Below are 25,693 nucleotides of genomic sequence, written 5' to 3' on the forward strand. Positions count from 1 at the left end.
AAGAACCGTTATGTTTGTAAAGTAAAAACGAATTTCCGCTTCAAAATTTAACTATAATGAAATGAAACTAAAAACCACACTAAACAGCGGGGTTTAGTGTGGTCTTAAGGTCAAGCCGTCTTCTGTTTGGCTTCTGTCGCGCGGACCCGACGTCCGAGCTGCCAGTAGATGAGACCGGAGACGCAGCTGGCGAGGCCAACAAGGAGGAGGGCGACGTGGCCGGCACCGCGATTGAAGAACAAGCTCGCGAACAGCGGCGCCGTCACGCCCCCGATCAACCACTGGATGCTGGCGGCCCCATTGTAGGCCCCGCGCATGTTCTCAGGCGCGATCATGGCGATGAACGTCTGTTGGACCGGTGACATGATCATCTCCCCGAGCGTATAGAACGCATAGACGGCGAGCAAGATCGAGACGAGCATGAGATATGGCGTGCCGACTGAATAAAGGAGACGCGGAACGACGGCGAGGAGCATCATGCCGACACCGAACACGGTCGCCCCGGCGAGCATGACGTTCCCGAACGGTTTTTGGCCGAGCTTCGAGGCGATCGGGAACTGGAACAAGACGACCATGATGCCGTTCAAGGCGAGCAAGTATGCGAACGGGTTTTGCCGGTCCGTGAACGTCGGGAACGATTCTCGCAAGAATAGCGGCAACATGCTCTCGACGATGGCAAAGCCCATCGAGATGAAGACGCCGGCGAAAATGAAGACGAGGAAGACGCGGTCCTGGGCGAAGACGCGCAACACGTCTTGGTTCGACAACGTCTCGTGCTCGGTCGTCTCCGGCAACGTCTCACGAATCCATTTGGCCAGGACGAGCGCATAGATCCCGAACACGACTGCCGCCGCGAAAAAGATATATTGTCGGTCGAGGAAGAGGACGGCACTGCCAAGGAGCGGACCGAACGCGGCCCCGATGTTGTGCCCCATGCGGAGCAAGCCGAACGCTTCGTTCAACTGCTCCGGTTCGGTCACGTCGGCGACCATGGCGCTCGCGGCCGGGTGGAACAGTGAATTCGTCAAACCGAGCATCGCGTTTAGAAGCAACAACGGCCAGAACGAGTCGGCGAAGGCGAAGCCGACGAGTGCGAGCGCATCCCCGATGATGGCGATCATCATGACGGGCTTGCGGCCATAGATGTCCGCGAAACGTCCGCCGATGACCGAGCCGATGAGCGCCATGATCGGTCCTGTCGCCAGGATGACCCCGACTTGGACGTAACTGTCGAGCTTGTCACTATAGTAGAGGACGAGGAACGGGGCGATCATGAACATCATGACGCCGGTGATCGTCTCGCCGAGAAAACGGATCCAAATGTTGCGGTCGAGCCGCTTGAGTGATTGATACATACGGGTTCACCTGTTTATGAGAAAGTAAAAAGGGACGCAGCATGCACGGAAGCATACTCGTCCCTTTAAATTTGCGCATGCCACGGATGGGCAGGCAAAACCGATCTTTTTCAGAAAAGTCGAGGCGCCCGCCCGTCAATATGAAGTTTCGTTTGTGGTACGTTCATGACTGACATGGGGCAGCCTCCTTTCGTGAATGTCGTGTGTCTACGTTTCAAATGTATGACAGGTAGTTTCAATATGTCAACACATTTCTCTAGCTACAGGAGCTCGTTCAAGTTCTTGCGGGTGAGCCGGTAATCGATGAGCCGCGACAAGATGACTTGAATCATCGCCGTCACCGGCACGCTGACGAACATCCCGACGAGGCCGAACAAACTGCCGCCGATGATGATCGAGGTGATGACCCAGAACGGGGTGATGCCGACGCTGTCGCCGAGTATCTTCGGTCCGAGCCACAATCCGTCGAACTGTTGCAGCAAGAAGATGAATACCAAGACGAGAACGGCCGTGAACGGGTCATAGAAGTATGTGATGATGAACGCCGGGATCATGCCGAGGAGCGGGCCGACGTACGGGATGAAGTTCAAGATCCCGATGATGACACCGAGTAAGAGCGCGTACGGTGCACCGATAACGAGGAGACCGACGACGGCCATCACACCGATGATGAGGCAGTCGAGTGACTTGCCGATGATATAGCGCTTGAAGATATAGTCCATCTCCTGGAAGATGTCGATCGTCGTCTTCGCCGTGGCGACCGGGAACATTGCATACAGCAGACGCTTGAACATGCGGGCGAACACTTCCTTGTCTTTCAACAAGTAGATCGAGATGACGATGCCGATCAAGAAGTTGATGAGTGTCATCGTGAAGCTCGAGACGTAGCTGACCGAGGACAACACGGCCGCCTCGACCCAACCGGAGTAACGTTCCTCGAATCGTTTGAAGTCGAGCGTCTGAGCAATCGTCTCGTTATAATCGTGTAAAAACGTGTTCAATTGCCCTAAGAACCCATCGATTTGGCGAATGTAAAACGGGAGCTCCTCGATGAGCGACGAGACACTCGAATATATCCGCGGGAACAGCGTCACGGCCGAGATGACGAGCAACCCGATGAACGTCACGTAGACGATCAACAGCCCTTGATATCGTTTCAGTGCGAACCGTTCTTCCATATAAGAAAGGACCGTGTTCAACAACAAGGCGATGGCGATTCCCATGATGACGGGCGTCAACAGTTGAAACGTGTATTGTAAAACGCGAGAGATCGTGTCCGGCTCACTGATGACTCGCCATAAGACGAGAAAGATTAGGCCGATCACACTTAATTTCAAAATCAACTGACGGTTTAGCTCCACTAGTCCATCCCCTCATCCTATATTTTTTTCAGAATAACGTTCTTCTTTTACTATGACCGTTTTTTTTCAGGGTTTCAAGAGGCCATAGCAATTTTCAAAATAAGGATTGACAGGATTGGTAACGTTTGGTTTACTAAAGGACATATTACACATAAATCGCATATAAACACTTTCTATCAAGAGAAGCGGAGGGACTGGCCCGATGAAGCTTCAGCAACAGATTGTATACCAATACTGTGCTAATTCCAGCAAGGTGACCTTGAGAGATGGGAAGGTGGTTGTTTGAATACGTCCGTATCTCGACACCCCTTTCCGTGGAAAGGGGTGTTTTTTGCATAGGAGGACCATCCATGGCAGACAGACGTTCAAACTTACTTAAAACTTTACCACCCCAACATTTCGTCGGGCTCGCGAAAGAAGTGGCCGCGCTCGAACAGGCCGGGGCCGACATCATCCGGCTCGGACAAGGGACGCCGGACTTGCCGACGCCAAAGCCGATCTGTGAGGCGCTCGAGACGGCGCTCGCGAATCCGGACACGCATCAGTATGGCCCGTTCCGTGGGCAAAGCCGTTTGAAACAGGCGGTGGCGACGTTCTACTTGAACGAGTACGGGGTCGAGATCGATGCCGAGAGCGAGGTCGCAATTTTGATCGGGTCGAAATCGGGGCTGATCACGCTCCCACAATGCGTCCTTGAACCAGAGGAGGGCATCCTGCTCCCGAACCCGGGCTACCCGGACTATATCTCCGGGGCCCGGCTCGCCGGGGCGCGCGTCCACGACCTCGTCTTGACAGAAGCCAACGATTTTCTTCCGGATTACGAGACGCTCGACACGCACGGGGCGCGGCTCATGTATTTGAACTACCCGAGCAATCCGACCGGCGCCGTCGCGACGCCACGCTTTTTCGAGGAGACGGTGCAATTCGCCAAGGAGCGGGAACTGATGGTCGTCCACGACTTCGCCTACGGCAGTATCGGCTTTGACGGCCATGTCCCGCCGAGCTTCCTTCAAGCCGACGGGGCGAAAGAGGTCGGCATCGAAGTGTACACGATGTCGAAGGCGTTCAACATGTCTGGCTGGCGCGTCGCCTTCGCCGTCGGCAACAAGGATATCATCGAGGCGATCAACACGTATCAAGACCACGTCCACGTCAGCGTGTTCTCGGCCATCCAAGAGGCGGCGGTCGCAGCGCTCGAGTCACCAAAATCCGTCCGCGATGACCTGGCCCGTCTATACGAGGCTCGGCGGGACCGATTGGTGGACGGGTTGCGTCGAGCCGGTTGGGACGTCCCGGCCCCGAAAGGTTCATTCTTCGTCTGGGCGAGAGTGCCGGAGGGAGATGCCAAGTCGTTTTCGCAGAAGTTGCTCCATGAGGCAGGCGTCGCGGTGACGCCAGGATATTTCTTCGGCGCGGAAGGTGAACAGTACGTCCGGTTCGGCCTCGTCTCGCCGGAACCGAAGATTGACGAGGCCGTCGCGCGCATCGAGCAGCTGTTCGCCGCTTATGAGGAGGTGCGGGCATGATTCGTCAAGCCGTCCTCGAGTATGACCACGACGACGATGCCCTCGATCGGCTCGGCGAACTGATCGGAGGCCGCCGGGTGCATGTGTTGCGCGGGCGACACGGCTACCCCGTCGTCGAACGGCTGCTTCCTTCTTTGAAGGCGTATCCGGCAACATCGTTCGCAGGCGAGTGCACGGATCGCGAGGCGGACCGAGTCGACCTTGACGGAGCGGACGTCTTAGTCGCCATCGGTGGCGGCAAGCTCGTCGACACGGCCAAGCTCGTCGCCGTGCGGAACGGCGTCCCGCTCATCGTCATCCCGACGCTCGCTTCTAACTGTGCGGCGTTCACCCCGCTCAGCGTCGTGTACCGGGAAGACGGGAGCTACGACCGGTACGACGTATTCCGTGTCATCATCGAACGCGTCATCGTCGACGCCCGGGTCATCGCGTCTTCACCGTACGATTATTACCGAGCCGGGGTCATCGACACGGTCGCGAAGTTCTATGAGGCCCGCTATTTGAGCGGTGATAACTCGACCGTTGCGGGTGTCGATGCCGGAATCGCGCTCTCCAAGCAATGTCATCGTCTGCTCGAAATCGAGCTAACCGAGACCGCCTTCCGCTCATACAGCGAAGGGACGCGCTACGCGGTCGACCACGTGCTCGCCATCGGCGGAGCTGTCGGTGGCTTCGGGGATGCTGGGACACGGGTCGCCGTCGCGCACGCCGTCCATAACGCACTCAGCGAGTTCGAGACGACCCATGCTTTCCTCCACGGGGACAAGGTCGGTTTCGGATTGCTCGTTCAGGAGTCCTTGCGCCGCTCGCCCGACGTGGCTGTGCTTCGTTCGTGGCTCGAGCAAGTGGAGGCCCCGACGACGCTCGACGCGCTCGGTCTTTCTGCGGACGACATCCCACGTCTCGTGGCCTCGGTTATGAGGGAGACGACGTTGCAACAGTTGCCCGAACCGCTTGATAGTGACTATTTGAAAATAATTTTTGAAAATTTACAGAAAACTATTTACAGATAAAAGAAAAACGAGTAAGATTAAGACAATTAAATAAGACCGATTGCTTATCAAGAGTGGTGGAGGGACTGGCCCTGTGAAACCCGGCAACCAGATCGTTATGATCATGGTGCTAATTCCAACAGACGAAACGTCTGGGAGATGAGCGTGTCCGACTTCGATTTGTCGTGCCCGCCGCTCTTTGTGAGTAGCGGGCTTTTATTTTGGAGGAGGAATCATTCATGAACATCAAACAGAAAACAGTATTTGCCGGAACATCATTACTCGCCGCCATCGCGCTCTCAGCGTGTGGGCAATCTGATGCGAGCGAGGCGCTCAGCAACGAGTCGCTCACGATCGGTGTGACCGGGGGCCGCACCAGCAAATTGCCGAGGAAGTGAAGAAGCTCGCGGCTGAGGACGGACTCGAACTCGACATCAAAGTGTTCAACGATTACAACACCCCGAACGCCGCGCTCGCCGAGGGTAGCCTTGACGTGAACAGCTATCAGACGTTGTCGTTCCTTGAACTGCAAAAGTCCGATAAAGGCTATAAGATCGACGACGTGTTCAAGACGGTCGCCTTCCCGATGGGGCTCTATTCGGACAAGTTGACAGACATCGACGAATTGAAAGAAGGCGACAAGGTCGCCGTGCCGAACGACCCGGCGAACGAACTTCGTGCCCTTCGCCTCTATGAGACGGCCGGCCTCATCACACTCAAGGAAGGATTGACGGACAAGGCGACGAAACGAGACATCGCCGAGAACCCGCTCAACCTCGAGTTCATCGAGCTCGAAGCGTCCCAGCTCCCGACGCAACTCCCTGAGGTCGCCCTCGCGGCGATCAACACGAACTTCGCGATGGGGGCGGGGCTCTCGATCAACGAGGACGCCCTATTCCATGAAGACACGGTCGACAACCCGTATCCGAACTACGTCGTCGTCCGGACCGACAACAAAGAAGACGAGGTCGTCGAGACGCTCAAGTCGTACTACCACTCTGACGAGATTCGGACGTTCATCGAAGAGACGTTCAACGGCTCGATTGTCCCGGCGTTTTAAGGAGGTCCTATGATCGCACTCAAACATATCAAAAAGACGTTCACTGTCAACAAAGGAACGGTCACGGCGCTCGATGACGTGTCGCTCACGATCGAAAAAGGCGAGATCTTCGGCATCATCGGGCGCAGCGGGGCCGGCAAGAGCACGCTCATCCGGATGATCAACCTGCTTGAACGCCCGACGTCGGGCCAAGTCGAGATTGAAGGACAAGACATCACGAAACTAGGGAAGAAGGAACTCTCGAAGCTCCGGCACCGCATCGGGATGATCTTTCAACATTACAACTTGCTGAAGACGGCCACGGTCGAAGAGAACGTCGCCATCCCGCTCCGTCTCGAAGGTCTCGATAAACAGACGATCCGACAGCGCGTCGACAAATACCTCGACATCGTCGGACTGACCGACCATCGTAAGCATTACCCGGAGCAACTTTCAGGTGGCCAGAAACAACGCGTCGCCATCGCCCGTGCCCTCGCGCATGAGCCTGACATTCTTCTTAGCGACGAGGCGACGAGCGCGCTCGATCCGGAGACGACCGAATCGATCCTCGACTTGTTGCTCGAGATCAACCGCGAGCTCGGGTTGACGATTTTCCTGATCACCCACGAGATGGAAGTCATCGAACGGATCTGCGACCGTGTCGCCGTCATCGACTGCGGCAAGATCGTCGAGGAAGGCGACGTGCTCGATGTGTTCGCCGACCCGGTGCATACGACGACGCAAAAGTTCTTGAAGACGAACCTCGACGTGCCGGAAGAAGTCGTCAAAGAACTGAGCACGCACGGTACGCTCGTCCACTTGTCGTTCATCGGCAGCCAGACCGAACAGGCCGTCCTCGCCCAGCTGACGAAACGGTTCGGCCTCCTCCCGAACATCATTGGGGGCGGCATCAAGAAATTGAAGCGTGGTCTCGTCGGCAACCTGCTCATCCATCTCGACGGGGATGCCGACCAGACCGACCAAGCCGTCCGCTATCTCGAAGCGAGCGGCGTGAAAGTGAAGGAGGTGACGAACCATGCTACAGTTTTGGGCCGACTGGGGTGACTTGATTTGGAGCGGTACGCTCCAGACGCTGACGATGACGGGCATCGCCCTCGTCATCTCTACGTTCATCGGACTGCCGCTCGGCACGTTGCTCGTGTTGACGCGTCCGAGCGGGCGTTTGGCGAACCGCTACGTCTACGGCGCGCTCTCGAGCGTCATCAACGTCGTTCGTTCGATCCCGTTCATCATCTTGTTGTTCTTCATCTTGCCATTCACACGGTTCATCATGGGAACGACGATCGGGGTTCAAGGCGTGCTGCTCCCACTCATCGTCTTCACGGCACCGTATATCGCCCGACTGATGGAGTCGGCGCTCCTCGAAGTCGACCGCGGCGTCGTCGAGGCGTATGAGGCGATGGGCATCTCGACGCGGAAGATCATCTGGTACGTCCTCATCCGCGAGGCCCGCTCGTCGATCGTCCTCGGTTTGACGATTGCGACGATCGGGTTGATCGGGGCGACTGCGATGGCCGGACTCGTCGGGGCGGGGGGTCTCGGTGACATCGCTTATCAATATGGCCACCTCCGTTTCGAACCGGAAGTCATGTACGTGACGATCTTCGTCTTGATTTTGCTCGTCCAATCGATTCAATCGTTCGGCAACCGTTTGGCGGCCCGTTTGAAGAAGGCATAAGAAAAAGAGCTCTGCTTCGGCAGGGCTCTTACTTATTGTCGAGCAAACGTTTCAGCTCGGCGATTCGGTCATGACGCGGGATGAACGTACGGATCTCTTTCTCGCTGAACCCGATTTGAATCCGGTTGTCGTCGACGACAATCGGGCTTTTCAAAATCTGGGGATGCGATGCGACGAAACTGTACAATTCACGGAGCGACATCTCATCGAGCTGGTCCGCCGCCTGTTTGTACACACTCTTTTGGACGGACAACAGGTCGGTCGTCCCGTTCTCGGTGAGCCGGAGCATATCTTTGAACTCGCTGAATGACATCCCTTGATCGGTCAATTTTTTCTCGACGAACGGGATGTTCTGTTCACGTAACCAATCGATCGTCTTGCGGGAAGAACTGCAACTAGTATGTGTGAATACGGTGACCGTCACCACAACCACTTCTCCTTTGCGTCAAGTTGGATAGTTTTATTTTCTCTCATCCATACGTGACGGACAGCGAATATGTTTCAAATAACATAGACTTTTTTATTCGGACAGCGTGATTCGTTTTGGACGAGTTCGGGTACATGACGAGGGAGACTGCAACTAAGGAGGGAAACACATGTTTGACTACACAGTGAAGACAGACCAATCGGTGGCGGATGTCGTCGAAAAATTAAAAGGGACGCTCAAGGAAGAAGAGTTTGGCGTGCTCTGGGACTTCAATTTGAGTGAGACGCTCGAGGAAAAAGGGCAGGCGATCGATGGGGACTATCGCATCCTCGAAGTGTGCAATCCGAAGGAAGCGAAGAAAGTGTTGACGGCGCACCGGGAAGGCGGTTACTTCCTACCTTGCAAACTCGCCGTGTTCACGAAAGACGGGGCGACGCATGTCGGCATGCCGAAGCCGACGAAACTGATTGAACTGATCGAGGACGAGTCGCTTCAGTCGATCGCCCAAGACGTCGAGACGAGACTGACACGTGCGATCGATAACAGCATCTGAACGGGACACCCGCTGACATGGCGGGTTTTTTTATGTCATCGTTAGTAAGAAAATGGTAAAATTGGATTATCAAATGACGGTTTGTCAAATTAAGCGCAACACTTCATCCGTGAAGGCCTCGTGTGCGGTCTTCCAGCCCAGGCATTTGCGTGGCCGCCCGTTGATTTTGGCGAGTGCGTCCACGACCTCGCCTTGGCCGACCGTCGCGAAGTCCGATCCTTTCGGGAAGAACTCGCGCAGGAGGCCGTTGGCGTTCTCGTTGCTGCCGCGCTGCCACGACGAGTACGGGTCGGCGAAATACATCGGCACGCCGAGTGTCGCCCGGACGCGCTCGTGACAGCTGAACTCCTTGCCCCGGTCCGTCGTCGCCGTCTTGAACGTGCCCGCTGGGAAGGCGGCGTGGACCGTGTGGATCGCCTCCTCCATCGAGGCCGCGCTGCGGTCCGCGATCGGCAGGGCGAGGTAGAACCGGCTCTTTCGCTCGATGAACGTCGCGACGCACGCCCTCGACTTCCCACGCCCGGAGACGACGGTATCGAGCTCCCAATGCCCGAACGTCTGGCGCCCCCTGACGTCCGGAGGCCGTTTCGAGATGGACAGCCCGATGTTGAACCGCCCGCGTGTCTCCACCGGTTTCCGGCGCTTGCCCTTCTGGCGGAGCACGGTCACCGGCACGTCGATCAGCCCCGAATAGATCCAGCGATAGATGGTCGAGAAGGCGATCTCCCCGTCGAAGAGCCGACCCACGATCTGTTCCGGGGACCAGGTCGCCCGCAGCTTCTCGATGATCGTCCGGCGCATCATGTCGTCGAGCTTCGTCTTGGCGCCGCAGTTTCCCTTCGCCTTGGCGTAGCGCTCCTGTGCGCGTTCGGCCGTATAGCCGGGGTTCCGTCTGATCTCCCGCGAGACGGTCGAGGGCTGTCGCCCGAGCCGTCTCGCGATGGACCGGATGGACATCCCGAGCCCCAGATAGGTCTCTATTTTCACGCGTTCGGCTGTGGTAAGATGGGTGTAGCTCATAGCGATTCCTCCGTCTGAATGTTTGTGTGGTAACTTCATTCTACACGAGGCCGTCGCTATGGGCTTTTTTGCGTTCACGTTCAGGTGTTGCACTTAATTTTATAATTCATCAAATAAAAAGGGGCGGGACGATTGAAGCCGAAGATGATTGCGATCGTGACGAGTCTGCTCATCCTCTCAGGGTGTGGGAGCGAGCGGGACAGCGCACTGAAATTAGATTACATCGATGAACATTGGATTGTCGGCCATTATACGACAGATAAGAAGTCGATGACTGACGTCGGAACGGTGCTCGAGGCGTGTACGGGGGAATTGACGACGGAACTCGAGGGCGAACTGACTGTATACGACACGATTGTCGTGAGCCGTCCCCCGTTCACGAACGCGGGTGATGACTTCATGTACAAGGCGGTCACGTATGTGGAAGGGGACCAACTGTACGCGGTCTGCCGGGACATGGTCTCGCCGTATCTTCAGGCGGAAGTCGTTCCATCGTTCCCTGAACAAGTCGTCACTGCTCAACCGGTCGACCGGTCGCCAGTCGTGTTACCGGTCTCAGCATCGGACAAGGAAACGTTCCTTGAAGCGGATCTGTTGCAGGACCATCCGTTCAAGCTCGAACCGTTCCGTGATGCCGTATTCTCTTACTCACAGGCGTTCTATGGTGAAATCGAGATTGCGATCGACGGCTGGCCGCCGTTGTTCCCGCTTCATATGTTTGAACCGGCGTCCACAGGGATCGGTGATATCCAGATGATGTTCGCATCGAGCGAGAGCGAGTCGTTACCTTACATCTTGATGCGATACGGGGACGGACACATCTCTTCCCAACCACTCGAGGTGACGTTCGATGCGACGGAGTCGGCCCCTCGCTTCGAGTCACTCGAGGTCGAACGGCTACCGCTCGATGCGGATGTCCTCATACCGGACGTGTCTTACCCGATTTTTGCATTTCATTATAAGAAAGAGGGGAAGAGCGAGACGTCCGAAGTGACCTTGACGTATCGGGAAGGGACGTTCAGTACAGAAGAAGACCGAGATCTGAGGCAGCAATTCGCAGACGAACAGTTGGCGAATCGGGGTGCGGAGCCGTATGTATACGTCCATAAGAAACCGTTCAATTTTGATGAGACACTCGCCTATCCGGACGTTCTCAAGGCGGCAGGCACCGATATGGACGAGCTGATCGAGGCGATCGAGCTAGCCGAGCCCGTCAAACGGGGCGGCGAGACGGGTGCGTACCCATTACTGACGATCGTGGACGGCTTGAAAGGACAGCAGTTCGCCATCTCGTTCAAACAACGGTCGAAGAAGCGTGACGTGTACATCACCGACCTCTTGTCGGAACAGACGTATAAATTGACGAGTGAAGGGGCCGAGACGTTCTTTTCGTACTTCCCCCAAGTGAGAAAGTGAGTGGCGCCATGAATCGAGAAAGATGTAAAACTAAATACTTCTATTTGATCGCCTTCGGACTCATCCTTACGCTATCAGGTTGCGATGAATCGGAGGATGTCGTGCGGTATAATTATATCGAGTCCCATTGGACGGCCGAACGTGTGACGATGGACGAACAGGTCCAACAAGCCGACCCGAAAACGATTCTCACACAATGTGAGGAGCAGGAGCTGGTCTCTGAAATCGAAGGGGAGGCTTTGACGATGCTCGGTATCGCCTATGCAACACGAATGCCCTTCACTGAGCAAGATGGAACGACGTACGCGTTCACCCAAGTCGCATATGTCGAAGGGGAGTCGCTCTATGCGCTCTGTCAATCCAATCATCTTGAAGGATATCGGGCCGTCAAGCTTGAGACACGTCCTGATTTTCTGAAGGACGAGCAAGGAATCGAAATACCAATACGCCCTCATATCGAATCAGCCACAGATGAGGCGCGGGACACGCTACAGCGTAAAGACTCGATTTATGAAGACGGTCAAGGACAGATAATACGACCGTTCACCGAAACATTGATGACAATCTCACCTAGCTTCAATGGGGTCATCGAATTCGGTATCGGAGATGAAGGGATTTATCATCCGTATTTCGACTTTGCACCTTACCTCGTTAAACAAGACACATACGTCGCGCTCGGGTATGATGTGAGTACAAATTTACCTTATATGCTCCTTTCACATGATGGCAGATACTACGGGACGCACCCGATACACGACAGCGACTTCATTCAAGGGGCAGACCACGTTTCGGTACGGGCGTTAGTTGAGGAAAAAACATTAGACCCTCTTCAACCGTCTCCATTATATGAATTAACGTTTGAGTTAGACGGACAGATTGTCACGAAGAAGCTCTCGATTCGTTTTCACCCCAACGCCCTGTTACGAGAACCATCAGCAGTTGAACCTATGTCACTCGCCTATCTACATCGAAGCGCTTATCAACCGAACGTGCCGTTTTATTACCCGGATGCGATCAGTCTCGGCCATGATGCGCATGAGCGATTGATTGAAGCGCTTAATGAAGCGAGCCCGACGAAACGAGTCGGTGAGTCCGGCGCATACAACTATTTGACGCTATTCCAAGGAAACCGTGGCCAACAGTTTGAGCTATCCTATCACAAAAGGTCAAGTAAGCTTGATGTTTACATAAAAGAGATTGACACAGAGCGGCAGTTTAAGTTGACGAGTGAAGGGGCTGAGACGTTCCAGGACGTATTCCCCCAAGCGTTCGAATGAAGAAACAACCAGCGCTGAAAAACACCTGGAATACCCAATTTCGGGTGTTCCTTTCTTTCTTAATGAAAAGCATTCTACATGGTAAATACTTCAAACTCAAGATATTGACCATCTGTACAAATCCTCACTAGGCGGGACTTTTCTCACACGGTAAACTGAAATTCCAACACATTAAAGGGATAAAGTCCTAATACGATTCATGTAACTAAGGTGGGATTAATCGGAATGACACAACTTAGCAATCGCACGCTCACAGCTCCTGACGTCCTCACGACCATCGCCTCAAATATGGCGATGATCCGTTTCGACCGTCAGCGCCGCGTCGTCGACGTGAACGACTTGTTCGCCAAGACGATGAAATATCGCCGAGACGAGATGATCGGCATGCAGCATCATTTGTTCTGCACACCGCAATTCGTCGGCAGCTCCGATTATCAGGCGTTTTGGAACAAGCTGTTCAGCGGTTTCAGTGCAGCCGACAAGATCGAGCGCCTCGACGCACGTGGCGAACCGGTCTGGCTCGAGGCGACGTACATGCCGATCTTCGAAGGGGACGAAGTCGTCGGTGTCGTCAAAATCGCTTCGGACATTACCGAACGTCAGTTGACGATCGAACGGTACGCCCGTTCGTTCCGAGCCATGGCGGAAGACTTGGACGCACGGGCCCAGAGCGGTATGGAAGAGAGTCACCAATTGAAGGAGACGATCGAGCGCCTCGAGCGGGACGCCCACGTCAACTTGTCGACGCTCGGGAAGCTACAAGACCAAGCGAGTGAGATCACCAAGATCGCGAGCACGATTAAAGAAATCGCCGCCCAGACGAATCTATTGTCACTCAATGCGGCCATCGAGGCGGCACGGGCCGGAGAACACGGGAACGGATTCAACGTCGTCGCGACCGAGGTCCGTAACCTGTCCCGTCTCGTCGAACGAGCCGTCGTCGAGGTGCGTGCCAACACGGACGGGATGAACAAAGAGCTCGCTTCGATCGTCGCCGGCGTCTCACGATCGAACGAGGACATCCATGCCAGCGTGACGATCATGGAAGAGACGTTGCGTCGGTTCGAGAGCATCGAACAATCAGCGGAATCGTTGAACGGGACGACCGAGCAGTTCACTGCGGTCATCTGAACAAAAAAACCAATCGTCCGAGGGGAACACCCTCGTTCGATTGGTTTTTTATATGCGCAGCGTATGTCCGTTCTGTCGGAGCCAGTCTTTTGCCCATGCCACATTCGGATAGACCGACGCAACGGCCTCCCAAAACGCTTTTGAATGGTCGAAGTGGACGAGATGGCACCATTCGTGGGCGATCACATAATCGAGCACTTCCGGCGGCGCGAGCATGAGGCGGACGTTGATCGAGATGGCGCCTTTCGAACTGCACGAGCCCCAACGTGTCTTCTGATGGCCGATCCGAACGTTCGACGCACGTACCCTGAGCAACCGCTCGTAACGGGAGGCGCGTTCTGTCACATGTCCGACCGCTTTCGTGCGGAGCCAAGCTTCATATGCGTCTCGTAACGCCGTCTCGTCCCACTGTTCGGGACAGCGGAACGTCTGCCCGTCGTATGTGAACGAGCGGGCGGAGCCTGAACGAATGAGCGGCACCGCGTCGCCCTGATAGAGGAGTCGGTCTTCCGGCAACCGACTCGCTTTCGGTATGGCGGCCAGTCGTGCCTCGATCCAATCCGCATGGTCGCGCAAGATGGCATCGACGACCCGTTGCGGGAGCCGGGCCGGGATGCGGAGCTCGACACCCTCTGCCGTCACATAAAATGCGACCCGTTTTCGCCGCTTATGGCGGATGACGGTCACGGACATCGTATTCACCTCCATGTCATTGTCTCGTTCGATTATAGACCACGTCTCGAAAATCCGCCACGCTTTTGCCGACAAGGACCCGTCCATTTTTGATACAGTAAGGGGAGGAGGGATGAACATGAAATCAATTTTACATCAAACGCTCGACCGGACCGGCACCGACTCGGTGAAATGGGATGGACTTGAGCGCTGGTTCCATTTGAAATCGGATGTGCTCCCGTTATGGGTGGCTGATATCGATGTCCGCACCGCACCCGCCATCAGCGAGGCACTCACAGCACGGGCAGCGACGGGGGAGTATGGGTATACACTGTTCTCCCGTGATGCACAACGAGCGGTCAGTGACTGGTACAGTCGTCGTCATGACGTCAAGTTCGACCCGAACCATGTCTTGTTCTCAAGCGGTGTCGTCCCCGGGCTGACCCATATCGTCGAGGCGTTGACCGAAGAAGGGGACGGGGTCGTTATCCAGTCACCCGTCTACCCCCCGTTCCATGAACTCGTGACAGGATTGAAGCGTGAACTGCTCGACGCCCCGCTCATCCAAGTCAATGGTCGTTACGAAATGGACTTTGACGCCCTTGAGGCGGCGATGCGCCAAGCGAAACTGTTCTTACTCTGCTCGCCGCACAATCCGGTCGGACGCGTGTGGATGGAGTCCGAGCTCGCTCGTGTCATCGAGTTGGCGCGACGTCATGACGTCATCATCGTCGCCGATGAGATTCACGCCGACTTGACGTACCCGTCCCAGCACCATGTCGCGATCGGGCGGCTCGACGATCGGGTCATCACGGTGAGTGCGCCCTCAAAAGCGTTCAACATCGCAGGATTGTTCGCCTCGTACATTGTCTGTCCCGACGACGCCTGGCGCAAGCGTATCATCCAAGTACAGAACAAACATCACGTGTTGCCGACACCGTTCGCCAACACGGCCATCATCGCGGCGTACACCGATCCTCGGGCCGAACGATGGCTCGACCAATTGACGGCCGAGCTCGAGGAACAGGCCGCATATGTCGTCGGTCGCTTCCGCGAGTCGATGCCGTATCTGACTTGTTTCATGCCGGAGGCGAGCTATCTGCTTTGGATCGACTTTGAAGCGCTCGGCCTCGAACCGGACGCCCGGAAGAAGTGGTTACAGGAAGACGTACGCATCTTCCTCTCGCCAGGGACGCCGTTCGGTGAATCCGGGCGCTCGTTCGAACGATTGAACTTCGGGACGCGTCGCACCCTCATCGACGAGGCGCTCGAGCGCTTGATTCGGCAAGTGGGCGAGAATGAACAACGCACAGGAAACGCGTTTGTATGAAACGAGAAACGGGAAAAATTTCACAACGAGCCAACGAACATGGCGCTAGAAAGCAGGTGAGACGATGGAGACGATCAATTGGAAGAAAAAGATGGAGGAGCAGCTGAGACGGAGCGGCTTCACGCTCCAGGTCGAAAATATGGCCAATCTCGGACTGACCGAGATCCACGCGTCCTCGTCTCCGCTCATCTTCTATCCGCTCCGGGTCCGGCTTTATGAACGGATGGGCTGGCTTATGTGCACCGTCGACGCGACGACGGTCGACCGGAGCGAAGAGCATCCCTTGTTCGAGCGCATGGTCGCCGCTGTGTTCGAACGGATCGTCCGCCATTTGTACCACGCCTACGATTTCCACTTGTTGACGTATATCGGTAACACCGGCAACTATATCGCCCCGAAAGACTCGGAGACAGGAGAAATCGTCCGTCTGCTCGCCCAAGTATGGAACGACCGCTCCTATTTGCATCTCGAGACGTACGAGGAGTATCCGGCCTTGTACGTGACGCCGCCATGGGCCCACCAGGCGTACGCGTTCGAGAGCACGGATGATGAGTGGATCGTCTACGCCGGGCGGAGCGGGCGACCGGCGACGGACTACCGTGCTGACGGGACCGAGCTTCGGCCCCACCGGCTTAGTGAAGGGGATTTATTCTTCCCGGTCGATCGCATCTCAAAAGAACGAGGGCCGCTCGCACTCGCGGAATGGCTCCGGCTCGAGCGGCGGGAAGTCGAGGACTTCATGCTCGCCTTCATGCGGACAATCCGGAAATTCGATCCCTCGTTCGGTTTTGCCTGGGGCGGGACGGAGACGTTCTTCCACGGCGTGCCGGTCGAGCCATATGCCCAAGTGCTTCGGCTCGAGAGTGGCAAGCGCCGTTATCGCGTCATGAACAACTCTGCCAAGCGCTTGTTCGCCGTCGCCGATGACCCGAATGCTTGCTTGAACGAGGTCGAACAGACGTTACGGACGGTACGGCTGCCAGACCATCGCGTCTCTGCGCTCGGTCAACTCGTCATGGGGATTTGGCAACAGTTCGAGTCGGACGAGGCCACGTATATACAGGAAGTGGCGTACCGCGGTATTTCCAAATTTCAAATTGAAGAGAAAATCGGACATGCGCTCGCCAACCAAAAACGTGTCCGGTGGATCGAGAAGACCGACCCCCATCAGTCGGTCATCGAATACGCGCATTTACGCGTCTCGTTCCCGAAACGGCCGCCTGGACTCGTCACTGTCGAGCCGCTCGAGTCTCCTTATGAAAGAGGTGCCTTATGAGAATTGTCGATGCTAGAGCGATGCCGATCAGCCATGAGGATTTGATCGCCGTCACCGACTCATCCGTCTACTATCGCGAAAAGTCAGGAGAGACAGGTTTCTCCATCTATCGTTTCGATGAGGTGGACGGGGCCGTCACCAAGATCAACCGGCGCCCTTATGAAGACTACGGAATCTCTAAACTGTTCATGAGCAACGGCCGCGTCTACTTTTTGAACGAGACACCGGACCGGTCGGGTGTCGTCCGGACCGAGCTCGTCGCGCTCGACTATCGTTCCGGCCGTGAAGACGTGCTCGCCACGTTCGAGAAACGTGGCAACAGCACACTCTATTGGGCGCTCGCGGATCGTTACTTCCTCTTTTTGACGAACTATGAATCGACAGACGAGGCGTGGCTTTTTGACGCCGAGACGGGCCGCCAAGAGCGGATTCGCGATGAGCGGCTCATCGGTCAGGCCGGACGTTTCCGGGAACTGTATTTGTTCACGACCGAGTTCGAAGGGGTCCCGTATGTCGTCTGCAACGCCCGGCTCGACGAATTCGATTATTATGACGCGCTAGAATCGGGCCGGGTCTCCCCGGACGACCCGATCGACCATTCGGAGGCGATCCTCGTCTGCTCTCTCGATGAGGCCGTCGAATCGATTTGGGCCAAGGCGGAAGAAGTTCCATTCGAGGACTTGATTCGGCTACACGGGGAAGGGGACACGGTTCAGTATCTCGGAGAGAAAGATGGGCATCTCCGGTTCGCGGCGTTCATCGATGAGGCGAACGAAGAGACGATTTACGAACTGACGGCACCTGACGTATTGCGTGAGGTCGGGGTCATCGATTGGGGCGCTTACGAACCGATCGACTTCACGTACGATGATGTCGGCTCGACGATCTTCATCAAAGTCGAAGAGTCGGCAGAGCATACGGAGCTCATCGATGCGACGACGGGCGCGCGCTTTTTGGACACGGCCCCGTTCGAACGCGTGCTCGCCGGGACATACTTCGTCCATGAATCGGCAGAGGGCGAACGCGGGGGCGTCAGCATCTTCCATCTCGAGGCGAACGAACGTCAGTCGTTCGAGGACGCTTACTATACGGTGCTCGATCACACGATCGTCATCTTGTCGACACGACAATTGTGAAAAGACACGGTTCCTTGAAACATAGGAATCGTGTCTTTTGAATGTGGTTTACATAATAATTTATCGTAAACCTGTTATCGCTTGTTTTTTCTTCTCATCCCCGATATGGGCATACACTTGTGTCGTCGCGACCGATTCGTGGCCGAGCAGCTGTTGAATCGTCAAAACGTCGATACCGGCCATCGCCAAGCGCGAGGCGAACGTATGGCGAAGTTTGTGCGGGGTCACTTGTTTATGGACGAGGAAAGGCAAATACGATTTCAACCGATCGATATGGCCCTTCAACATATGCTGCACCGTCCGCACGGCGATTCGTTTCCCGGATACCGACTGGAGTAACGGTCCGACGCGCGGGCCTGGCGACTGTTCAAGCAGAGCGATCAACGGGGCCGCGAGCGGAAGGAGTCGTTCCTTATCGCCTTTCCCGATGACACGGATCGTCCCGGTCGTCAGATCGATATCGCTCCAATCGAGACCGGTGAGCTCTGAGACGCGCATCCCGGTGAGTCCGAGCAGTTGGATGATGAGGAAATCCCGGTCCCGGTTCCGTTCGAACCAAGCCGCCTCACGGTCGGACATGCCGACGTTGCTGCGGACGAGCGTCGAGAAGTCGAGCCATTCCTGCTCGGTCAAATAGACCGGGTTGCGCTTGGCACGTTTCGGCCGCTCCACGGCTTGAAACGGGTTCGTCGTCGTGACGCCGCTCTCGATCAAAAAGTTGAAGAGCGACTGCATCGAGGACAACTTCCGGTTGATCACGCTCGGTGCGTTGTCGAGTTCGAGGGCGAGGTAAGTCGCGTACGCGTCGGCACCGGCGTGGTCGAACTCGATGAACGACTCGGCCTCGATGGTGGAAGGGTCGACTTCTGCCGCGCTCGCCATCTCGACCCATCGGAAGAAGTCCAAAAAGTCGTATAAATAGCGTTGGGCGGTCTGTTGCGAATAGTGCTTGGCCGCCATATGGTTCAAAAATCGTTGGATGAAACCGGGCATCCGCTCGTATCCGTTCAAGTCAAAACGGCGTGAAGCGGCTTGTGCCGGCGCTTGGCCGAGTTGACGAAACAAACTCAATAGAAATCACTCCTTCATGAACTAATCGACGTGATGACCCGGTCTTTTCCGGCCTGTTTCCCAGCCCGGAGCCGGTCATCGGCCTCTTTTACGAGCGTCTCGACGCACTCTTCCGTGGTGCCGTCGCGATAAGAGACGCCGAACGTCATCGTCACGTGTAACCGCGACCCTTCAAAGATCGTCTCGTTGGATTTGATACGGGTGCGCAGCTCGTCGAGGGTCTTCGTGACTTTCTCTTCCGATTGGCCGGCGATGAACAAGAGGAACTCCTCACCGCCCCAACGGACACAGATGGCATCGGTCCACGTCAAGGTGGCGGCGACGTGCTTCAAGACGAGGTCGCCGCAGTCGTGCCCGTACCGTTCATTGAACGCTTTGAAGTGGTCGATGTCAGCGAGGGCGACGGCGTAAGGCCGACCCGCCGCGACGGACCGCTCGATCGCCGTCTCGATATGGGCCGATCCGGTCATGCGATTGTAAAGACCGGTGAGACCGTCGCGCGAAGCGAGCGTATGCAGGCGGTCGTTCGTCCGTTCGAGCTCGGACGTCACCTCGACGACAGACCCTTCGAAGATAAACGAGAGCACCGCGATGAGGCCGATCGTCGACAAGAGGCAAAAGAGGCCGAGTGTTTGCTCGAGCGACGGCGCGAGCGGTTCGGTCCCGGTCGTCGCATTCACGTACAGGAAACCGTAGATGGCCATGGCGACGCCCGTCGTCGCGATGCGGACGAGTCGACTGACGTTCGGCATGAAGAACACGCCGTAAGCGGCCATGATGATGAAATAATGCACGTTCGCGTCCCAGCCAAGGACGATCGTCGAGATGACCGCGTTATAGACGACCTCGACGAATAGGCCGGTGAAGAACATGCGATAGTAGCGCTTATGTACGAAGTAAAAAGAAATCGTGTAGTAGATGACGCTCGCGACGTTCGACCAGGCGAGCAGGCCAACGTCTAGTCGCCAAAATGTAATCAAGAACACGACGTGAATCAACCATGCGAGCGCGTTCCCGTACAAAGTGATGCGGTAGTTGTATAACGTCCCGCGACGTTCCTCATAGGCAGTTCCCACGTGAACACCTCCTTTTACCAGTATACCGAACTCACCTCCGTTTGCCCATGCAAGTTCGTGAAATCACGTCAATCTGTCTGTCGAGAACCGCTAAGAACGGTCCGTATAATTGCGTGAAATAGATATTTCACGCAATGTTTCTCGGGAGCGTGGTTAATCGCGTAACGACAGTAGTTATCTGGAAGTGAAATAATAAACCGCTTAACATGGTTTACATAATATTTTATAGTGAACCAATTGATTTGTTTTAAAAAAAGGAAAGAGTTACAGTTGTATGTAAATCGAAAATAAACCTTGAACCACGATTGGGGGAACGGTACACTGAGAACGTAAACAAAAGGGGGCTACTGGAATGGACGACAAGCATTTGAAACAATTGCTCGAGGAAGCGAAGACGATCGCCGTCGTCGGGATCTCCTCGAATCCGAACAAGACGGCCAACCAGATCGCGGACTATCTGCTGCTACAAGGCTACACGGTCATCCCGGTCAACCCGTCACTCGAGACGTGGAAAGGCCGCAAGGTATATCCGACCGTCGAGAGCATCCCGGGCCATATCGATATCGTCGACGTGTTCCGTCGCAGCGAGTATTTGGCCGGGGTCGCAGAGGATGCCGTCCGGCACGGGGATGTCGGTCTCATCTTCAACCAGCTCGGCCTCTCGAGCGCTGACGCGGAACGGATCGCCCGCGAAGCCGGGATCGATTACGTCGAGAACCGATGCATCTATGTCGAGCACGCCCGCTTGATCGGTTAAGACCTGCCTCCTTGGCAGGTCTCCTTTTTTTCACGTGTCTCGCGCGTGGAGGTAGGCTTGCCAGAATCCGAAAACAGCTATACAATAGGGTAGAAAAACGAACGTGTGTTCGAAATTGAGGTGACGAAGATGTCAACAGACTTATTTAATTACAACGAAGACGCCATTCAGGTGCTCGAAGGATTGACCGCTGTCCGAAAACGTCCGGGGATGTATATCGGCTCGACCGACCATCGCGGTCTGCACCACCTCGTCTATGAGATCGTCGATAACGCGATCGATGAGGCGCTCGCCGGCTTCGGCGGCCAAATCGACGTGACGATCCATCAAGATGACGCCATTACGGTGCGCGACCACGGGCGCGGCATGCCGACGGGGATGCACGCCTCGGGTAAACCGACACCAGAGGTCATCTTCACCGTCCTCCATGCCGGCGGGAAGTTCGGTCAAGGCGGCTACAAGACGTCAGGTGGACTCCACGGGGTCGGCGCCTCGGTCGTGAACGCACTCTCGAGCAAGGTGCTCGTCACGATCTATCGTGACGGCAAGGTGTTCGAGCAGACGTTTGCTGACGGTGGGATCCCGCAGACGACGCTCCTCGAGACCGGAAAGACCCGTCAGACGGGTACGAGCGTCTACTTCAAGCCGGACGCTTCGATTTTCTCGACGACGACATATAATTACGACACGCTCGCTGAACGGCTCCGTGAATCGGCTTTCCTGTTGAAAGGATTGACGATCACTCTGACGGACGAGCGCTCTGGAAAAGAAGAGACGTTCCATTACGAGGAAGGGATCGCCGAGTTCGTCCAATACTTGAACGATGATAAGGCGACGCTTCATCCGATCGTCTACTTCGAAGGTACAGAGAACGACATCGAGCTCGAGCTCGCCTTCCAGTTCACGGACGCCTATTCCGAGAACGTCCTCTCGTTCGTCAACAACGTCCGGACGCGGGACGGCGGCACGCACGAAGTCGGCGCCAAGACGGCGATGACCCGGATCGTGAACGAATACGCCCGCAAGAACGGTCTGTTGAAAGAGAAAGACAAGAACCTCGACGGCGGTGACGTCCGTGAAGGCTTGACGCTCATCGTCTCGGTGCGGATTCCGGAAGAGTTCCTCCAGTTCGAGGGGCAGACGAAGTCGAAACTCGGCTCGCCTGAGGCCCGTACGAGCGCCGATGGTGTCATGGCGAAGCAACTGACGATCTTCCTCGAGGAGAACCCGCAGATGGCGACGATGCTCATCAAGAAAGCGATCCGTGCCGCCCAGGCCCGCGAAGCCGCTCGCAAAGCGCGGGAAGAGGCGCGTAACGGCAAGAAGAAGAAACGTTCGAGCATCTTGAACGGGAAACTGACACCGGCGACGTCGAAGAACGCCGCCAAGAACGAACTGTTCCTCGTCGAGGGTGACTCGGCCGGCGGTTCGGCCAAACAGGGCCGTGACCGGACGTTCCAAGCGATCCTGCCGCTGCGCGGGAAAGTCATCAACTCGGAGAAGTCGAAACTCCAGGACATCATGAAGAACGAGGAGATCAACACGATCATCCACGCGATCGGTGCCGGTGTCGGCCACGACTTCGACCTCGAGGACTGCAACTTCGACAAGATCATCATCATGACCGACGCCGATACGGACGGGGCTCATATCCAAGTGCTCCTGTTGACGTTCTTCTTCCGTTATATGCGCCCGCTCGTCGAGGCCGGCAAAGTGTTCGTCGCCTTGCCGCCGCTCTATCGCATCTCGAAAGGGAAAGGCAAGTCGGAACAGTTCGAGTACGCCTGGGACGAAGAGGCGCTCGAGAAGCTCGTCAAAGTGTACAAGAAGGGCTATATCCTCCAGCGCTACAAAGGTCTCGGTGAGATGAACGCCGACCAGCTCTGGGAGACGACGATGAACCCGGACACACGGACGCTCATCCGTGTCACGGTCGACGACGCCGCCGTCGCCGACAAGCGCGTCTCGGTGCTCATGGGGGACAATGTCGCCCATCGCCGGGAGTGGATCGAGGAGAACGTCGCCTTCGGCCTCCAGGAAGATGATTCGATCATCGCCAATGAACACGTGACTAAAGCGATTGAGGAAGTGATGTAACGATGTCGACGATTCAACACATTTTAAACTTGTCGCTCGAACAGGTCGTCGGTGACCGTTTCGGGCGTTACTCGAAATATATCATCCAGGACCGGGCCCTCCCGGACGCGCGCGACGGGCTCAAACCCGTTCAGCGCCGCATCCTGTATGCGATGCACCATGAAGGCAACACGAACGAGAAACCGTATCGGAAATCGGCCAAGACGGTCGGGAACGTTATCGGGAACTACCACCCGCACGGTGACAGTTCCGTCTACGAGGCGATGGTACGCCTATCGCAGGACTGGAAGTTGCGCTACCCGCTCATCGATATGCACGGGAATAACGGCTCGATGGACGGCGACTCGGCTGCCGCGATGCGGTATACCGAGGCCCGGCTGTCGAAGATCGCCGGCGTCATGCTGACGTCGATCTCGAAAAACACGGTCGACTATACGCCGAACTTCGATGATTCGACCGAAGAGCCGCTCGTCTTGCCGTCGCTCCTCCCGAACCTGCTCATGAACGGGACGACCGGGATTTCCGCCGGTTACGCCACCGAGATCCCGCCGCACAACTTGACCGAGGTGCTCAACCTCGCCATCGCTCGTCTGAAAGGTCAGGTTCAGACGGCGACGGAAGCGCTCGAGTACATGCAAGGACCGGACTTTCCGTCCGGCGGGATCGTCATGGGACGCGACGGCATCTTGAAGGCGTTCGAGACCGGGAAAGGCAAAGTCATCATCCGTGCCAAATCGGTCGTCGAGCCGCTCAAGGGCGGCCGTGAACAGATTACGATCACCGAGCTCCCGTATGAGGTGAACAAGGCGAACCTCGTCAAGAAGATGGAAGAGCTCCGTCTCGACAAGAAAGTCGAAGGCGTCGCCGAAGTCCGTGACGAGACCGACCGGACCGGTGTCCGAGTCGTCATCGAGTTGAAGAAAGAGGCCGATGCGGAAGGGGTGCTCCACTTCTTCTTGAAGCACACTGACCTGCAGCTCGCCTATAACTACAACATGGTCTCAATCGTCAACCGAACGCCGAAACAGATGGGTCTGCTTCCGATCATTGACGCGTACTTGAAACACGTCGAAGAAGTCGTCACCCGTCGCACGACGTTCGAGCTCGACCAGGCGAAGAAACGCGCCGAGATCGTCGACGCGCTCGAACAGGCCATCTCGGTCTTGGACGAGACGCTCGAACTTATCCGTTCGGCAAAAGACAAGGCCGAGGCGAAACAGAAGCTCATGGCGCGCTTCTCGTTCTCGGACCGTCAAGCCGAAGCGGTCGTCATGCTCCAACTTTATCGGTTGACGAACACGGATATCGTCGAGCTCCAAAAAGAGGCGCAGGCGCTCCAAAAAGAGATCGCCCGTCTCGCCAACATCCTGAACGTCGACGCGACGAAACGGAAGCTCATCTCGAAAGAGTTGACGGCGCTCCGTGACGAGTTCGGCGATGCGCGGCGCTCGGTCATCGAGTCCGAGGTCGAAGAGTTGAAACTGAAGACCGAGGTCATGATCGCCGTCGAAGAGACGATGGTGTTCGTCAGCCGCGATGGCTACGTGAAACGCTCGTCGATGCGCTCATACGGCGCCTCGAGCGAAGAGATGCCGGAGATGAAGCAGAAAGACCGTCCTGTCCTTGTCACCCAGGCGATGACGACGGACCACTTGCTCGTCTGGACGAACAAAGGCAGCTACTTGCTCATTCCGGTCCATCAGATCCCGGAGTCGAAGTGGAAAGATGCCGGACAACACGTGGCCAACCTCGTTCCGATCGAAGGCGAACAAGTCGTCTCGGCCGATGTCGTCTCGACGTTCGAGACGGACGCGCACTGTCTGTTCGTCACGCGTGAAGGGATGGTCAAACGGACACCGCTCCGTGACTATGACGCCCAGCGTAAGTCAAAGGCGCTCATGGCACTCAAACTGAAGGGTGACGACGAGGTCGTCTTTGCCGGCATCAGTGACGGTCCAGGACAACTGTTCCTCGTCTCTGAGCGTGGCTATGGCCTCTGGTTCAAAGAAGATGACGTACCGGTCGTCGGCCAACGTGCCGCCGGCGTCAAGGCGATGAACTTGAAGGACGGAGACGTGGTCGCCGATGCGTTCGCCTTCTTCACTCCGCCACTGTTCGTCCTCGTGACGCAGCGTGGAGCGGTCAAGAAGATGAAGCTCGAGGACCAGTTCGACTGCACGAACCGCAACTTGCGCGGGACGATGCTCATCCGCGAGGTCAAGTCAAAACCACACCAGATCCGTCGTGTGTTGCCGGTGCATGGGGATGAGACGATCCACATCGTCGGCAAAGAGAAAGCGAAGACAGTCAAAGCGAAGCAATTGACACTCCTTGACCGTTACGCCAACGGCTCGTTCGTGTTTGATGAAGAGACGTTCGGAGAGATTGAGGACGTGTATCTCGATTAAGGATGACCCTGTACAACAGACGTTGTGCAGGGTTTTTTCGTTCCGCTATACTGAACTAAAGCATAATTGGAACT

The 25,693-nt window shown here is 56.1% G+C and carries 21 protein-coding genes, 1 pseudogene and 2 riboswitches; of the genes and pseudogenes, 15 read left to right on the top strand and 7 right to left on the bottom strand.

What is annotated here, in order from left to right:
- Positions 1-110: 110 nt before the first annotated feature.
- Together P398_RS0109850 and P398_RS0109855 are read right to left on the bottom strand one after the other, a co-directional pair.
- On the bottom strand, positions 111-1,355 hold the full coding sequence (locus tag P398_RS0109850) for an MDR family MFS transporter (RefSeq protein WP_029334996.1): 1,245 nt from the start codon (positions 1,353-1,355) through the stop codon (positions 111-113).
- Positions 1,356-1,615: 260 nt separating this feature from the next.
- Positions 1,616-2,716, bottom strand: a complete 1,101-nt coding sequence (locus P398_RS0109855) for an AI-2E family transporter (protein ID WP_029334997.1) — start codon at positions 2,714-2,716, stop codon at positions 1,616-1,618.
- Positions 2,717-2,886: 170 nt separating this feature from the next.
- Positions 2,887-2,989: riboswitch (SAM riboswitch) on the top strand.
- A gap of 77 nt (positions 2,990-3,066) precedes the next feature.
- Between P398_RS0109855 and P398_RS0109860 the strand changes: the two genes are divergently transcribed.
- The 5 genes and pseudogenes from P398_RS0109860 to P398_RS0109880 all read left to right on the top strand — a co-directional run bounded on the left by P398_RS0109860 (position 3,067) and on the right by P398_RS0109880 (position 7,972).
- Complete coding sequence (locus P398_RS0109860; protein WP_029334998.1) at positions 3,067-4,242, top strand: aminotransferase class I/II-fold pyridoxal phosphate-dependent enzyme; 1,176 nt, start codon at positions 3,067-3,069, stop codon at positions 4,240-4,242.
- Entirely contained in the window at positions 4,239-5,255 is a 1,017-nt protein-coding gene (locus tag P398_RS0109865) for an iron-containing alcohol dehydrogenase (RefSeq protein WP_029334999.1), read from the top strand. Before P398_RS0109860 ends, P398_RS0109865 begins: the two co-directional genes overlap by 4 nt.
- A gap of 41 nt (positions 5,256-5,296) precedes the next feature.
- A riboswitch (SAM riboswitch) is annotated at positions 5,297-5,400 on the top strand.
- Between the two features lie 73 nt (positions 5,401-5,473).
- Positions 5,474-6,294: pseudogene (locus P398_RS16125) on the top strand (MetQ/NlpA family ABC transporter substrate-binding protein).
- A 9-nt stretch (positions 6,295-6,303) separates the two neighbouring features.
- A complete protein-coding gene (locus tag P398_RS0109875) occupies positions 6,304-7,338 on the top strand; it encodes a methionine ABC transporter ATP-binding protein (RefSeq protein WP_029335000.1) in 1,035 nt (344 codons plus the stop codon).
- The gene (locus P398_RS0109880) at positions 7,310-7,972 is read left to right on the top strand and encodes a methionine ABC transporter permease (RefSeq protein ID WP_024371919.1); all 663 of its coding nucleotides are present in this window, start codon (positions 7,310-7,312) and stop codon (positions 7,970-7,972) included. Before P398_RS0109875 ends, P398_RS0109880 begins: the two co-directional genes overlap by 29 nt.
- Before the next feature lie 28 nt (positions 7,973-8,000).
- On the opposite strand, the gene P398_RS0109885 is transcribed toward P398_RS0109880, so the two are convergent.
- Positions 8,001-8,396 carry a Spx/MgsR family RNA polymerase-binding regulatory protein gene (locus P398_RS0109885; protein WP_024371918.1) on the bottom strand — a complete coding sequence of 132 codons (396 nt, stop codon included), beginning with the start codon at positions 8,394-8,396 and terminating at the stop codon, positions 8,001-8,003.
- A 172-nt stretch (positions 8,397-8,568) separates the two neighbouring features.
- Here P398_RS0109885 and P398_RS0109890 point away from each other — a divergent pair, with 172 nt between their 5' ends.
- Positions 8,569-8,952: a DUF302 domain-containing protein gene (locus P398_RS0109890; protein WP_024371917.1), complete on the top strand. Its 384-nt coding sequence runs from the start codon at positions 8,569-8,571 to the stop codon at positions 8,950-8,952.
- A gap of 84 nt (positions 8,953-9,036) precedes the next feature.
- Here the strand turns inward: P398_RS0109890 and P398_RS0109895 are convergent, their stop codons facing one another.
- On the bottom strand, positions 9,037-9,972 hold the full coding sequence (locus tag P398_RS0109895) for an IS30 family transposase (protein WP_029334579.1): 936 nt from the start codon (positions 9,970-9,972) through the stop codon (positions 9,037-9,039).
- 132 nt (positions 9,973-10,104) lie between these two features.
- On the opposite strand from P398_RS0109895, the gene P398_RS0109900 reads away from it, so the two are divergent.
- From P398_RS0109900 to P398_RS0109910, 3 genes are all read left to right on the top strand, one after another.
- Positions 10,105-11,388 (top strand): hypothetical protein, encoded by a 1,284-nt coding sequence (locus P398_RS0109900; protein ID WP_029335001.1) that lies wholly within the window; start codon positions 10,105-10,107, stop codon positions 11,386-11,388.
- Positions 11,389-11,396: 8 nt separating this feature from the next.
- Positions 11,397-12,665 (top strand): hypothetical protein, encoded by a 1,269-nt coding sequence (locus tag P398_RS0109905; RefSeq protein WP_034799132.1) that lies wholly within the window; start codon positions 11,397-11,399, stop codon positions 12,663-12,665.
- Positions 12,666-12,890: 225 nt separating this feature from the next.
- The gene (locus P398_RS0109910) at positions 12,891-13,796 is read left to right on the top strand and encodes a methyl-accepting chemotaxis protein (RefSeq protein ID WP_029335003.1); all 906 of its coding nucleotides are present in this window, start codon (positions 12,891-12,893) and stop codon (positions 13,794-13,796) included.
- A 48-nt stretch (positions 13,797-13,844) separates the two neighbouring features.
- Here the strand turns inward: P398_RS0109910 and P398_RS0109915 are convergent, their stop codons facing one another.
- Positions 13,845-14,489, bottom strand: a complete 645-nt coding sequence (locus P398_RS0109915) for a M48 family metallopeptidase (protein WP_029335004.1) — start codon at positions 14,487-14,489, stop codon at positions 13,845-13,847.
- A 118-nt stretch (positions 14,490-14,607) separates the two neighbouring features.
- Here P398_RS0109915 and P398_RS0109920 point away from each other — a divergent pair, with 118 nt between their 5' ends.
- The 3 genes from P398_RS0109920 (at position 14,608) to P398_RS0109930 (ending at position 18,210) form a co-directional block, all read left to right on the top strand.
- Positions 14,608-15,798, top strand: coding sequence for a MalY/PatB family protein (locus tag P398_RS0109920; protein WP_051638896.1), 1,191 nt, complete (start codon positions 14,608-14,610; stop codon positions 15,796-15,798).
- Positions 15,799-15,862: 64 nt separating this feature from the next.
- On the top strand, positions 15,863-17,074 hold the full coding sequence (locus P398_RS0109925) for a hypothetical protein (RefSeq protein ID WP_029335006.1): 1,212 nt from the start codon (positions 15,863-15,865) through the stop codon (positions 17,072-17,074).
- Entirely contained in the window at positions 17,071-18,210 is a 1,140-nt protein-coding gene (locus P398_RS0109930) for a hypothetical protein (RefSeq protein ID WP_029335007.1), read from the top strand. The genes P398_RS0109925 and P398_RS0109930 overlap by 4 nt, the downstream gene beginning before the upstream one ends.
- Positions 18,211-18,270: 60 nt before the next feature.
- On the opposite strand, the gene P398_RS0109935 is transcribed toward P398_RS0109930, so the two are convergent.
- Complete coding sequence (locus P398_RS0109935; protein WP_029335008.1) at positions 18,271-19,281, bottom strand: tyrosine-type recombinase/integrase; 1,011 nt, start codon at positions 19,279-19,281, stop codon at positions 18,271-18,273.
- A gap of 14 nt (positions 19,282-19,295) precedes the next feature.
- The gene (locus P398_RS0109940) at positions 19,296-20,357 is read right to left on the bottom strand and encodes a GGDEF domain-containing protein (RefSeq protein ID WP_029335009.1); all 1,062 of its coding nucleotides are present in this window, start codon (positions 20,355-20,357) and stop codon (positions 19,296-19,298) included.
- Between the two features lie 352 nt (positions 20,358-20,709).
- Here P398_RS0109940 and P398_RS0109945 point away from each other — a divergent pair, with 352 nt between their 5' ends.
- From P398_RS0109945 to parC, 3 genes are all read left to right on the top strand, one after another.
- Positions 20,710-21,114, top strand: a complete 405-nt coding sequence (locus P398_RS0109945) for a CoA-binding protein (protein ID WP_029335010.1) — start codon at positions 20,710-20,712, stop codon at positions 21,112-21,114.
- A 129-nt stretch (positions 21,115-21,243) separates the two neighbouring features.
- Positions 21,244-23,211, top strand: a complete 1,968-nt coding sequence (gene parE, locus P398_RS0109950; RefSeq protein ID WP_024371906.1) for a DNA topoisomerase IV subunit B — start codon at positions 21,244-21,246, stop codon at positions 23,209-23,211.
- 2 nt (positions 23,212-23,213) lie between these two features.
- Entirely contained in the window at positions 23,214-25,619 is a 2,406-nt protein-coding gene (gene parC / locus P398_RS0109955; RefSeq protein ID WP_029335012.1) for a DNA topoisomerase IV subunit A, read from the top strand.
- Positions 25,620-25,693: the final 74 nt, after the last annotated feature.

Origin of the sequence: Exiguobacterium aurantiacum DSM 6208, assembly GCF_000702585.1 — a bacterium.
GTDB lineage: Bacteria > Bacillota > Bacilli > Exiguobacteriales > Exiguobacteriaceae > Exiguobacterium > Exiguobacterium aurantiacum.

Excerpts from the sequence above, each read along its gene's own strand:
- P398_RS0109850 (WP_029334996.1), bottom strand. The coding sequence starts at position 1,355 with ATGTATCAATCACTCAAGCGGCTCGACCGCAACATTTGGATCCGTTTT.
- P398_RS0109860 (WP_029334998.1), top strand. The coding sequence starts at position 3,067 with ATGGCAGACAGACGTTCAAACTTACTTAAAACTTTACCACCCCAACAT.
- P398_RS0109865 (WP_029334999.1), top strand. The coding sequence starts at position 4,239 with ATGATTCGTCAAGCCGTCCTCGAGTATGACCACGACGACGATGCCCTC.
- P398_RS0109875 (WP_029335000.1), top strand. The coding sequence starts at position 6,304 with ATGATCGCACTCAAACATATCAAAAAGACGTTCACTGTCAACAAAGGA.
- P398_RS0109880 (WP_024371919.1), top strand. The coding sequence starts at position 7,310 with ATGCTACAGTTTTGGGCCGACTGGGGTGACTTGATTTGGAGCGGTACG.
- P398_RS0109890 (WP_024371917.1), top strand. The coding sequence starts at position 8,569 with ATGTTTGACTACACAGTGAAGACAGACCAATCGGTGGCGGATGTCGTC.
- P398_RS0109895 (WP_029334579.1), bottom strand. The coding sequence starts at position 9,972 with ATGAGCTACACCCATCTTACCACAGCCGAACGCGTGAAAATAGAGACC.
- P398_RS0109905 (WP_034799132.1), top strand. The coding sequence starts at position 11,397 with ATGAATCGAGAAAGATGTAAAACTAAATACTTCTATTTGATCGCCTTC.
- P398_RS0109910 (WP_029335003.1), top strand. The coding sequence starts at position 12,891 with ATGACACAACTTAGCAATCGCACGCTCACAGCTCCTGACGTCCTCACG.
- P398_RS0109915 (WP_029335004.1), bottom strand. The coding sequence starts at position 14,489 with ATGTCCGTGACCGTCATCCGCCATAAGCGGCGAAAACGGGTCGCATTT.
- P398_RS0109920 (WP_051638896.1), top strand. The coding sequence starts at position 14,608 with ATGAAATCAATTTTACATCAAACGCTCGACCGGACCGGCACCGACTCG.
- P398_RS0109925 (WP_029335006.1), top strand. The coding sequence starts at position 15,863 with ATGGAGACGATCAATTGGAAGAAAAAGATGGAGGAGCAGCTGAGACGG.
- P398_RS0109930 (WP_029335007.1), top strand. The coding sequence starts at position 17,071 with ATGAGAATTGTCGATGCTAGAGCGATGCCGATCAGCCATGAGGATTTG.
- P398_RS0109945 (WP_029335010.1), top strand. The coding sequence starts at position 20,710 with ATGGACGACAAGCATTTGAAACAATTGCTCGAGGAAGCGAAGACGATC.
- parE (WP_024371906.1), top strand. The coding sequence starts at position 21,244 with ATGTCAACAGACTTATTTAATTACAACGAAGACGCCATTCAGGTGCTC.
- parC (WP_029335012.1), top strand. The coding sequence starts at position 23,214 with ATGTCGACGATTCAACACATTTTAAACTTGTCGCTCGAACAGGTCGTC.